At 55.6% G+C, this 12,143-nt stretch carries 9 protein-coding genes; 7 read left to right on the top strand and 2 right to left on the bottom strand.

What is annotated here, in order from left to right:
• Positions 1-1,450: HD domain-containing phosphohydrolase (locus tag BIS10_RS13530; RefSeq protein WP_253505929.1), on the top strand; the 1,450-nt coding region annotated here is incomplete at its 5' end.
• A gap of 109 nt (positions 1,451-1,559) precedes the next feature.
• On the opposite strand, the gene BIS10_RS13525 is transcribed toward BIS10_RS13530, so the two are convergent.
• Both BIS10_RS13525 and BIS10_RS13520 read right to left on the bottom strand, forming a co-directional pair.
• On the bottom strand, positions 1,560-3,221 hold the full coding sequence (locus BIS10_RS13525; RefSeq protein WP_253505927.1) for a methyl-accepting chemotaxis protein: 1,662 nt from the start codon (positions 3,219-3,221) through the stop codon (positions 1,560-1,562).
• Positions 3,222-3,621: 400 nt separating this feature from the next.
• On the bottom strand, positions 3,622-4,584 hold the full coding sequence (locus BIS10_RS13520) for a helix-turn-helix domain-containing protein (protein WP_253505925.1): 963 nt from the start codon (positions 4,582-4,584) through the stop codon (positions 3,622-3,624).
• 212 nt (positions 4,585-4,796) lie between these two features.
• Between BIS10_RS13520 and BIS10_RS13515 the strand changes: the two genes are divergently transcribed.
• From BIS10_RS13515 to BIS10_RS13490, 6 genes are all read left to right on the top strand, one after another.
• Positions 4,797-6,203: an ethanolamine ammonia-lyase subunit EutB gene (locus BIS10_RS13515; RefSeq protein WP_253505923.1), complete on the top strand. Its 1,407-nt coding sequence runs from the start codon at positions 4,797-4,799 to the stop codon at positions 6,201-6,203.
• A gap of 1 nt (position 6,204) precedes the next feature.
• Positions 6,205-7,047 carry an ethanolamine ammonia-lyase subunit EutC gene (gene eutC, locus BIS10_RS13510; protein WP_253505921.1) on the top strand — a complete coding sequence of 281 codons (843 nt, stop codon included), beginning with the start codon at positions 6,205-6,207 and terminating at the stop codon, positions 7,045-7,047.
• A 155-nt stretch (positions 7,048-7,202) separates the two neighbouring features.
• Positions 7,203-8,636: an ethanolamine permease gene (eat, locus tag BIS10_RS13505; RefSeq protein WP_253505919.1), complete on the top strand. Its 1,434-nt coding sequence runs from the start codon at positions 7,203-7,205 to the stop codon at positions 8,634-8,636.
• Positions 8,637-8,732: 96 nt separating this feature from the next.
• Positions 8,733-9,242 (top strand): CIA30 family protein, encoded by a 510-nt coding sequence (locus BIS10_RS13500; RefSeq protein ID WP_253505917.1) that lies wholly within the window; start codon positions 8,733-8,735, stop codon positions 9,240-9,242.
• Between the two features lie 82 nt (positions 9,243-9,324).
• Positions 9,325-11,091, top strand: coding sequence for a bifunctional isocitrate dehydrogenase kinase/phosphatase (aceK, locus tag BIS10_RS13495; RefSeq protein WP_253505915.1), 1,767 nt, complete (start codon positions 9,325-9,327; stop codon positions 11,089-11,091).
• 32 nt (positions 11,092-11,123) lie between these two features.
• Entirely contained in the window at positions 11,124-11,837 is a 714-nt protein-coding gene (locus BIS10_RS13490; protein WP_253505913.1) for an NAD-dependent deacylase, read from the top strand.
• The last annotated feature ends 306 nt before the right edge of the window (positions 11,838-12,143 follow it).

Below are 12,143 nucleotides of genomic sequence, written 5' to 3'. Positions count from 1 at the left end.
GCATGGCACTGTCTGGGTGAATGGCGATAATGGCTATATTGCCATGCAGGTCAGTGGGTTAGAAGTGCTTCCGGGGGCCGGTCTCACGGATTCAGGTTTTATATTAGGGATGCGAGCTAGAGTAAGTGTTGAAGTGTTTGCTAGTGGCTTAGTGGTTGCTGGCAATTTGAGGAATCTTTCCGTCGGTGGCTGTTTAGTAGATGTAGCTATTGAAGATGCTGTTCCGTTGATAGTAGGACAGCAAGTGCCAGGAGTGACTATTGAGTTTCCTAGCGGTGCGAGTTTTTTTACGGAAGGAATTGTGCGGCATATGCGACCCTTTGGTAATCATGGATATGCTGCATTAGGAATAGAGTTTTCTAATATCGAACCGCATCAAGCCGAAGAGCTCTACTATTTTGTTAATGAAGTAGAAAGGGAAGCCGCCTTTCGGTCGGGCGCTAATGGCCGTTTCACTGACCACTCTCCACTTTTCGTGCCTGGTGCAAGAGAGAAAAAAATGCTACAGCGGGAAGAGAAAGATCAAAAAAATCGCCAGCGGCAATCTCCTATGCAGCGCGGTATTCTAGAGTTAGCACACCAACTGCAATATGCTTTGATGTATATCAAAAGCCGGAATCACTTTCCCGAACAAGTGATATATGACTGTGCGGACTCTATCCTCTATCTCGTTCGTGAGGATCGTAAAGCGCTGCTATATGCACTTACTTTCCTTCACAATGAGCCAGAGTGGGTTAGGCATGCTGTGCGTGTTGCCGCGCAAATGGCAGATATTATGCTTATTCGCGATGCTCACTCTACCCAAGTACGAGAGGTGATGGTAGGCACGCTATTGCACACTATGGGTAAGCCTTTGTTAGTGAGCGAGGAACTGCCATCGCTTAAGTCTAATATGACACCTCGACAGAAAACGTTACTAAAGCAGCATCCAAATGTTTTATGGGATAAACTTGTATCATTGAACTGGAAACCTAGCCCAGTATGTAAAGATATACTATTAAATGCCAATGAGCGATTAGATGGCTCGGGTTACCCCTCGGGATTGAAAGGCCCTCAATTATCTGAAAACGTGATTTTACTGTCAGTAATAAAAATAATTAATAAGCTTACCTATGAACGTAATGGAATAAAGCCACGTACCCCTCTTGATGCTTATCGTTTAGTAAGTGATAGCTATCAGAGCTATGATAAGGCAACATTGGTTGAATTTATCCAGTGTTATGGACTTTATCCTATCGGGAGTCTGGCTAAGTTTTCCGGTGGTTTTTTGGCTTGGATTATTGATATTGACAGTAAAGGAATGCCAGTTAAGGTGAACGTAGTGAAGAATCTTGCCTTTATGGATACCAATATTGATAGCATTTTGGATGCAGGGGACTTTTCCCAGATAGGAAGGTTAGAAGGCGTTGTTGATCCTAATGATTATGGTGTAAAATTTCTTAAGTTATGATTTCTAAACCGCCCTGGCTATTCAGGGCGGTTTTTTAGGTAATTCATTGTAGTCTGGATAATATTGCCTCAGAGGCAATATTATTGTTTATAAGTAACCAGTTGGCTCATTAAAACTCCTCCCAGCTCGGCTCCTCGCTATGTTTTACCAGTGTGTGGCCAAGACTGTGCTTTTGGACAGGCAGTGAGTGAGCAGCCGTAAAGGGCTTGGGTGCTGTGGTGGGCTGCGCTACATTTAATTTGAACGTGGCGATTAAATCTGCGAGGCGGTTCGCTTCATCTTGCAGAGAAGCCGCTGCGGTACTGGTTTCTGAAACTAAAGAGACATTCTGCTGAGTCGCAGAGTCCATTTGCGTAATAGCCGTCGTTACCTGGTTGATACCGCTTTCTTGCTCATTAACCGCCAAGGCGATCTCTTTCATTAGCTCGGAGACTTGCTGCACTGCCGCGACAGTGCTTTCCATACCTTCACCGCTAAGCTCTGACTGCCGAGTGCCCTCTTTAATACGTGTAGCGATGCCATCAATAATACTGCGAATTTGCCCGGATGATTCGGACGTTTTCGTGGCCAGTTTACGAACTTCTCCCGCGACGACCGCAAAACCCCGGCCGTGTTCACCGGCGCGGGCGGCTTCAACGGATGCGTTCAGTGCCAAAATATTGGTTTGAAACGCAATGCTTTCAATCACCCGGATAATATCTTGGACGCGCTGAGAGTGCTCCTCCATATCTTTCATGAGTGCGGTGGTTTGCTCTACCTCTTTGCGTGCATCACTGGCTTTTGATGAAGCAGTAGAGGTTAATTCGCTGGCAGTGCTGGCGGTTTGGTTATTATGGCTAACCGTTGAGGACATCTCCTCCATGCTAGAGGCGGTTTCTTGCAGTGCGCTGGCCTGCTCTTCGGTACGAGAAGCTAGGTCTTCGCTGCCGCTAGCGATTTCACGGGCGCTGTGAGCCACCATTTGGCTCGTTTGGTTTAGCGTTACCATCATATCGGTAAGCTTAATCTGCATCGCTTGCATGGCTTGATACAGCTTACCGATTTCGTTGCGACCTTCATCTTCAATATGGCTGGTCAGGTCCCCTTGTGAAATATTCTCGCAGATGGTGACTGCACGGCTAAGCGGCGACACTATGAACCGGCGTAAACCAATCTGTAGGCCTACAAACAGCAGCAGTGAGACAACCAACACCGTGGCGACTGTCCAAATGATGCGCTGATTAGCGGTGTTAGCTTCACTCTGCATCTCATCTGCCAGGTCTTCAGCAAAGAGGGCAAATTCACGCGTAGCATCGGTGAGAGAGCCTGCTTCTACGTCAAGGCGCTGCTCTTGTTCAGCGATTTGAATAGGATCGCCCTCTGCTAGTGCTTGAATGACGGCCGGTGTTACTAACTCCTGGAAGCTATTGACGACTTCTATGTAGTACGGGTAGCGTTCCTGCCCTTCGGTCACATCGTAGCCGCTTAGTTCATCGAAGCGTTCTATTGCTCGCTCTAAGCTGCGCCGAGCTTGCTCCAAGGGAATATCCGTATCAGAGTTGGTTTTGCTGCTGTATTCAACAAACCTTGCCATGCGCAGCCGCAGTTCCATCAGGTTCACTTCCATGCGGTTGGCTGCGGCAACTTGATCGGCGCTTAGCTCAGATATTTCATTAATATCGCTCAAGCTGTTGCGGGCAGCTGAAATGGCGAGAGTCCCAATGGCTAATACCATCACGATAAGCAGCGCCATGGCGGCAGTTAGGCTATGTTGGATGCGGATGTTTTTCATGTTCCCTCTGGGTAATGGTTGAGTAGAGTTCGTTGAGACTCATACCACCGTAGGTGATGGAGGCAGTCCCACTGGAGCCGAGGCTAGTAGTTCAATTTTTATAAGTTGCTTGAGTACGCTGGACTTTATATATAAAGTGCGCAGTTATTAATAATAATTAATTTCGTTGCTTTCGATTGAAAATTGTAATGCTAGCGTATGACAATGTCTTGTTACTAATATTCTTTTTTGTGAAGACAACCAGAAAAATTGATAGGTTTGAATGAAATATCAAAGAGATTTTTTCTTTGTTTAATTTAAATGACTGTTTTGTTTATTTTTTTGTTTTTGAGTAATTTTTTATAATTTTTGAGTTAAGCTTATTGGTTGATGCCATTAGTGATTTCTCAATAAGTTTGCATTAATGGTTGTGATCGTTTTGCATTGTTGTATATAGCGTCTGCGAAGGGCACTCACCAAACTGCTGCTTATAGTCGTGGGCGAACTGCCCTAAATGCCAAAATCCCCAATACGTCGCAATCTCGGTCACTGTTTGTGGCGGTTCAGCTGCGCGCAGGGAGCGCCGCACTCGGTTAAGGCGCGTCAGCCTTAAAAACTGCAATGGGCTGATCCCTAAAATCGTCGTAAAGCTATATTGCAGCGTGCGTCGGCTCACATGGGTCAGTTCACACAGCGCGTCCATGGTGATGGGGGCGTCTACATGCGCGTCGACGTACTGCTTGACCCGGTCGACCACGGCTTTGCGATGCGCGTAGCTGGGAGGCAGCTCGCCACAGGGCTGTTGGGCATCTAATAGCTCCAGCAGGCCGGTTAAAAGAATATCCTGATGCAGCTTTTCAGCAATGGCTCCCTGCTGTTGGCCTAACAGCCGCTCCAATAGAAACAGTAGGGCGCGCAGCGTGGCAGGGTTCACATGACGGCGGGGCACGGTCATCCACTGCTCATCCAGCGTGATGCCCTGGCGTTCGGCAGCGGCGTGTAATGCCGGTAGACGTATCACCAGCCCGTAAATATCGAAGGCTTCCGGGGTCACCAATTCAAAATCGCGCCCGCCGGGGCGGCACATCACTTGCTGCGCGTCGAGCGGCTGCCCATTGATACGCGAGCCCGCTGGTCGGGTTGGAATGCCCAGCCATAAAGAGTTCTCCCACACCCGGCAATCCTGACGCAGCGCCTGGCCGGTGTGCTCTTTGAAGACCTGGATGGCAGGCAACGCAATTTCATCCAGCCGCCCATAAAACCGCCCAGGCGTGAGCTGATCATACTGCTGCTGCCAGTGGGTGAGGTTTTGCGCATGCTCGTCAGCATCAAACGCTTCTTGAATGCACTTTTTTGGTGCGCTTTGGGTAGGCGTCAAGGTCATCACCAGCTCCTGACAGCGTGAATCAACCGCGTCCACGCCTTGTTGTTGTTATTAACCAGCTGTTTCTTATTGGTTTTTATAGCCTTGGTGTGTTTTGCCAAAACTCGATACTCCCCGTTAAGTGATAGCGCTATTGTGAGAACAAGCAAGTTTTGTTCCTCAACGCGCATACCGTGCCTTGAGTATCGAACAGGTAAGAGAAGGGAAGGCCTATGGCGCAGACCTATCACACCACGGTGGGGAGCCGCCGCTATCGCTTTAGCGGGCTCGCCGAACTGATGGCCAAAGCCACGCCGCCGCGCTCGGGCGACCGCCTTGCCGGGGTGATGGCAGAGTCCGCAGAAGAGCGGGTCGTCGCTCAAATGGTGCTGGCGGAGCTGCCGCTCACCACTTTTTTGAACGACGCGCTGATCCCCTACGAGCAGGACGAAATCACCCGCCTGATTATCGACGACCACGATGCGGAGGCGTTTGCGCCGCTGAAGCACCTGACCGTAGGCGATTTTCGCAACTGGCTGCTTTCGGACCACGCCACCAGTGAAGCCCTAGCCGCTGCAAGGCTCGGCATTACGCCGGAAATGGCCGCGGCGGTGAGTAAGCTGATGCGCAACCAGGACCTCATGCTGGTGGCGAAGAAATGCCAGGTGACCACGGCATTTCGCAACACCATTGGGCTACCGGGGCGGCTTTCGACCCGCTTACAGCCCAACCACCCCACCGATGACGTCACCGGCATCGCGGCCAGTATTCTCGATGGTCTGCTGTATGGCAGCGGCGATGCGGTGATCGGTATCAACCCGGCTACCGATAACGTCGCTCAGAGCATCAAGCTGATGCGTCTGATGGACGACGTGATCCAGAAATACGAGATCCCTACGCAATCCTGCGTGCTGACCCACGTGACCAATACGCTAGAAGCCATTGAACAGGGCGCACCGGTGGATCTGGTGTTTCAATCCATTGGTGGCACCGAAGCCACCAACCGCAGCTTTGGGTTCGATTTGAGCACCCTGGCGGAAGCTGAAGCCGCCGCGCAAACGTTGAACCGAGGCACCGTGGGTCGCAACGTGATGTATTTCGAAACCGGCCAAGGCAGCTCGCTCTCCGCCGACGCCCACCACGGGCTGGATCAGCAAACCTGCGAAGCCCGGGCCTACGCCGTGGCGCGCAAGTTCAATCCGCTGCTGGTCAACACGGTGGTGGGGTTTATTGGCCCTGAATATCTCTACGACGGTAAAGAGATCACTCGCGCCGGCCTTGAGGATCACTTCTGCGGCAAGCTCTTAGGTGTGCCGATGGGGTGCGACGTGTGCTACACCAACCACGCCAACGCCGATCAAAACGATATGGACAACCTGCTGACGCTGCTGGGCGTGGCGGGCTGCAACTTCGTGATGGGCATCCCCGGCTCTGACGACATCATGCTCAACTATCAAACCACCTCGTTTCACGATGCGCTCTATGCCCGTCGGGTGCTGGGGCTAAAAGCCGCGCCAGAGTTTGAGCAGTGGCTGGCCAAGATGCAGATCTTCCAAGATGTGAGCACCCATCGTCTTAACGACCAGCTGCCCGCCGCCTTTGCCAACAGCCTGCGCCACTTGCCGAAGGGGAGCGACTGAAATGCCTAAGCAACCCACGCAGGAAACCACTGCGCCGATCGTCATTGAGAACCCCTGGGAGCGCCTGCGCGCCTTTACCGATGCGCGCATTGGTTTGGGGCGCGCGGGGGTGAGCCTGCCCACCAAGCAGTTGCTCGCGTTTCAACTCGCCCATGCCCAAGCTCAAGATGCGGTTCACTGCCCGCTGGAGTGTCAAACACTGGCCGATGAGCTGACCCAGGCGCTTGGCTTGAGCACCGAACCGCTTGCGGTACACAGCCGTGCAGAGGACCGCGCGATGTACCTGCAGCGGCCCGACTACGGCAGACGCCTTAACGAGGCATCCCGGCAAACGCTGCAGCAGGCGGCAGAGAGCGGCCAACGGTTTGATCTGGCGGTGGTGATCGTCGATGGCCTCTCTGCCCTTGCGGTGCAGCAGAACAGCACCCCGTTTCTCACCGCGTTGTATGACGCATTCGGGCGCGACAAGAACGAATGGCAGCTCGCACCGCTGACACTGGTGGAACAAGGGCGCGTGGCGATTGGCGACGAAGTAGGCGCGCTGCTCAACGCAGATGCAGTGCTGGTCATGGTGGGCGAGCGCCCCGGCCTAAGCTCCCCAGATAGTTTGGGGCTGTACATGACCTGGGGCCCCGAAGTGGGGTTAAAAGATGACCGGCGTAACTGTATCTCCAACGTGCGGCCGGCCGGGCTTGCGTATGAAGAGGCGGCCCGGCGCTTGTTGCTGCTGTTAACCGAGGCGCGGGAGCGCAAGCTCTCCGGCGTGAAGTTAAAAGACCGCAGCGAAGACAACGTCTTGGAGGGCGGCAGCGGTTCAACTCGTAATTTCCTTGTGGCTGATTGACGGTAACAGCCGCAAAAACGCGGACGACACTTTTAATAACAACGCTGACGACATTTTCAATAACACCGCTGACGGCTCTCCCAATAACAAGACGGAACCAGGATCACAGCACGCCGCTGACACCCATTGCGTTCCACACTGAAAAGGGCAAAACGATGACACAACCAACGGTTGATCAGGCGTATCTGGCCAAGCGCCAGCTGCGTAAAGGTACGGCAGGCTGGATGCTGCTCGCGGGCCTTGGGGTCTCCTACGTGATTTCCGGTGACTTTGCGGGCTGGAACTTTGGCATTGCCGAAGCGGGCTGGGGCGGCTTTGCGATTGCCGCCTGTTTGATGGCGCTGATGTACCTCGCGCTAGTGCTGGCGCTGGCAGAAATGTCCGCCGCCATTCCCGCGGCAGGGGGCGGCTACAGCTTTGCCCGCCAAGCCATGGGGCCTGCGGGCGGCTATTTGACTGGGCTTGCGGTGTTGATTGAGTACGCGCTGGCCCCGGCGGCCATCGTGATTTTTATTGGCTCGGCGGTGGAAGCGTTATTAGGCGTTAACGGGCCGCTGGTGTATCTGCTGTTTTATGCGGTGTTTATCGGCATTCACCTGGCGGGCGTGGGGGAAGCGCTGAAAGTGATGATGGTGATTAGCGGTTTGGCGGTCTTTGCCATTTTGGCCACCGCCGTGGCGCTGATCAGCGATTTCGATTCGGCCAACCTGTTTGATATTGCACCCACCGATGCGGCGGGGGCGAGCACCTTCATGCCATTCGGCTGGTACGGTATTTGGGCGGCGCTGCCTTTTGGCATGTGGCTGTTCCTGGCGGTAGAGGGTGTGCCGCTGGCGGCCGAAGAGGCGAAAGACCCCGCCCGGGATATGCCCAAAGGCATCATTGGTGCGATGCTGTTCTTGCTCTTCACCGCCCTGCTCGTAGTCGTGCTGCTGGCCGGTGCGGCGGGCGCTGAGATGATTGGCCAAAGCGGTGTGCCGCTGGTGGATGCGCTGAATGCGGCGGGTAATCCCACGCTGGCGACCCTGGTCAACGTGCTGGGCTTAGCGGGTTTGATCGCGTCGTTCTTCTCGATTATTTATGGCTATAGCCGCCTGGTATTCGCGCTCTCTCGGGCGGGTTATCTACCCAAACCGCTGTCGCTCACCAGCGAGCGTAAAGTGCCTTACTTAGCGCTGATTGTGCCCGGTATTTTGGGCTTTCTCGCATCGCTGAGCGGGGAAGGCGATCTGATGTTAGGCATGGCCGTTGTGGGGGCGACTATCTCTTATGCGCTGATGGCGCTTAGCCATATTCTGCTGCGCGTGAAACAGCCCGACCTGCCGCGCCCCTATAAAACGCCGGGAGGCGTGGTGACCTCCGGCATCGCGCTGGTGCTCTCGCTCGTCGCGTTGACCGGTGTCTACGCGTTTGACCCTCGCGCGTTCAACTACACCATCGTGCTGTTCATTGCCGGAGCGGCTTACTACTTCCTCTACAGCAAAAACCATTTAGTCGCGAAAACCGCAGAAGAGGAGTTCGCGCTGGTCACCGCCGCGCCAGAGGATCTCGACCCTGTCGCACCGAAGGTCGCCTCCGCAAAATTGTAATCACCACGGCAGATCGCCTAGTCTGAACCACAGCAGTGCGCCTCTGGGCTTTCGCTCAGAGGCGTTGTTATGGGCAGGCAAGGAGGAGCTTGAAGGATGTTGAACTTTACCGAATCAAACATGGCCGAGGCAGAGCAGCGGCGCTGGTACGCCGTGGACGATGGCGTGATGGGCGGCGTGTCCCAAAGCGGCTTTCGCGTGGAAGCGGGCGCTGGCTGCTTTTATGGCGAGGTGTCGCTGGAAAACGGCGGTGGCTTTGCCTCGGTGCGCCGTGAGCCTGACGGCTTCGAGCCGGCCATGGCCCATGGCCAAGGAATTGTGCTTCGCGTGCGCGGCGATGGTCGCACCTATCAGCTACGGCTCAAAAGCAGCGCGCTGGACGAAGCAAGCGCCTACCGCGTCGCCTTCACGCCTACGGCTCACCAGTGGGAAACGCATCAATTCACCTGGGCACAGTTCGAGGCGGTGCGCCGGGGCACGCTGCTTTCCAGCGCGCCGCCTCTCGCCCCGGATTCTATTCACCAGCTCGGTTTCTTGATTGCCGACCGCACTGCCGGGCCGTTTCGCCTGGAGATAGCCTCCATTGCGCCTTATTCACAGGGCTGACACTCACAGGACTAAGGTCGTCTCGTATGTAGTGTGCCGTTCACGGAATCTGAGAAGCCCTCTTTCGACGTGAGCCAGCGTGATGAAACACTCCCCCGCGTATCGCCTAGCGGCCACTGTGCTGCACGGTTTCGATGAGTACCGTGCCCGCTTTAAGCAGATCACCTCAGATGCCAGCCGCCGCTTTCGCGACGCCGCCTGGCGTGAAGCGCAGCAAGCCTCCGCCGCGCGGATCAACCTGTACGGTCAAAAAGTCCAAGAGACGCTCGGCCGATTACAACGCACCTTTGCCGCAGATGTACTGGCTCACTGTGAGACGTGGCGGGAAGCACGAGGGCACTACGCTCAATTGATTAGCCAACGGTTGGATTACGAGCTGGCGGAAACCTTCTTTAATTCGCTGTTCTGCTCGGTGTTTCAGCATCGACATATCCGCAACGACTGGATGTTTGTGTACAGCTCCCGGGAGGATGCCGCGCACCGTTCGGGCATTGAGCTGTGCCGCAGGCATTACGTCAACGGCGACTGGGCGGGGGCACTCGCTTGGGCGCTGAGTGAAGCCCCGTTTGAGTCCTCCTTTGCCAGTTTGGAACGCGATAGCCAGCTCGGCGCTAGCCTGCTGGAAGCCCAGCTTCCCGCCGCGATTTGGCAGGCGGAGGATGCCCAGGTGGAGCTGCTCAACAGTGTGTTCTACCGCAATAAAGGCGCGTACCTCGTTGGGCGTATGTTAGGCGGCGGCGAGCAGGTGCCGCTGGTGCTGCCCGTTCTGCATGGCGAAGGGTATGGCGAGCAGCAGGGGGGCGACCCCTGCCTGCATTTGGATACGGTTCTCACTGAAACCGATGAAGTGTCGATCATCTTCTCGTTCACCCGCGCCTATTTTCAGGTAGAGGTGCCGGTGCCGGGGGAGTTCGTCGGTTACCTAAAACAGCTCATGCCCCACAAGCCCGAGGGCGAGCTGTACGCCGCCATTGGCTTTTTCAAACACGGCAAAACCGAATTTTTCCGCGCGCTGAACCAGCAGGTCGCCAAGCGCGAAGAGCGGTTCATGATCGCGCCGGGGGTGCGGGGTATGGTGATGGCGGTGTTTGTGCTGCCAAGCTTTCGCACCGTGTTCAAGATCATCAAGGATAAGTTCGACCCCGCCAAAGAGGTCACCCACGCCATCGTGCGGGAGAAGTACCGGCTGGTAAAACGCCACGACCGGGTGGGGCGGATGGCCGATACCCAGGAGTTCTCCAACTTTATCGTCCGCCAGGACCACTTCGAGCCGGAGTGTTTGGCCCACCTGTTAGAGGTCGCACCCTCCACGGTGTCGCTGAAAGAGGACAAAGTGATCATCAAGCACTGCTACACCGAGCGAATGATGACGCCGCTGAATATTTACCTGGAGCAGTGCAGTGCCGATGAGCGAGTGATGGTGCTAAAAGATTACGGCAACGCCATCAAGCAGATGGCGGCGGCGAATATTTTCCCTGGCGATATGCTGCTGAAGAATTTTGGTGTTACCCGCCACGGGCGGGTGATTTTCTACGACTACGACGAGGTGAGCTATCTCACCGAGTGCCGCTTTCGCCATATTCCCAAATCCCAGGGGTACGACAGTTACATGGATGGCGGGGCCAGCCTGTCGATTGGCCCCAACGATATCTTCCCCGAAGAGTTTGGCCCGTTTATGTTTGCCAACCCGGAACTTCGCGCACTGTTCACAGAGCAGCACCCGGAGCTGTTCGACCCGGACTACTGGCTGGCGCTACAGCGGGCGATTCTGGATGGGCGAGTGATTGACGTTTACCCGTATCGCAACAAGCAGCGGTTCGCGGGCACCGTGGGGCAACTGGTACATTAGGCGTTTACTGGACGACGTAAGCCGAGGACAGCATGACATCAGCCCCGCACTTGGTGGTATTTACCGGCTCGGGAATCAGCGCGGAGAGCGGCATTCAAACCTTCCGCGCCAGCGATGGCCTCTGGGAGGATCACCCGGTGGAAGAGGTCGCCACGCCGCAAGGGTGGCGGCAAGACCCAGAGCGTGTGCTGGCGTTCTATAACCAGCGCCGTGAGCAGATTCGCCGTGCAAAGCCCAACGCCGCCCATAAAGCGCTGGCAGCGCTGGAGCAGGATGGCTTTAAGGTCAGCGTGATTACCCAGAATATTGATGACCTGCACGAACGGGCAGGCTCCCGCCACGTGCTGCACCTGCACGGTGAGATTTTGAAGGCCCGCTCATCGGTGGATGCGCGGCTGCGCTACCCGCTGGCGAAGGGTGGGATTGCCCTGGGCGATGTGTGCGATAAGGGCAGCCAGCTGCGCCCAGACGTGGTGTGGTTTGGCGAGGCGGTGCCGCTGTTCGAAGAGGCCTGCGAGCTGGTGAGCCAGGCGGATTTCCTGCTAGTGGTGGGCACCTCGCTGGCGGTGATGCCCGCCGCATCGCTGCTCACCTATATCGATTACGACACCCCCTGCGCGCTGGTAGACCCCGACGCCGATGAGATTAGCCCCCCCGGCGTGCTGGCGATCAATACCACGGCGGGGGAAGGCGTGCCGGCGCTGGTTAACCAGTGGCGTAAGCAGGGGAATTTGATCTTACCTTGATTTAACGACTGGGTAGTTTCGCTCAACCCTAGGCGGGGGCGCTGTGAACCCCTCCATGGGCGCTACTTTCGCCATCTGACCGCCATGGATGGCGGAAATGCCGGTATTGTTGGGAACATTGGCCGGCCCTGGCGAAAGACCCCCGCTACGGGTTGTTCGAACCGGCCGATAGCACACTAGAGGCGCTATTCTAAAAACCACGCTTTCATTACCCCGGTAATCTGGGTGAGCTCGGCGTCCGTCGCGATATAGGCGGGCATGGTGTAAAGCCAGCGGCCAATGGGGCGCAGCCACACGCCCCGCGCT

The organism is Halomonas sp. 707B3, from assembly GCF_024158645.1.
Lineage (GTDB): Bacteria > Pseudomonadota > Gammaproteobacteria > Pseudomonadales > Halomonadaceae > Vreelandella > Vreelandella lionensis.
This window is presented reverse-complemented; position numbering and strand designations above follow the sequence as displayed.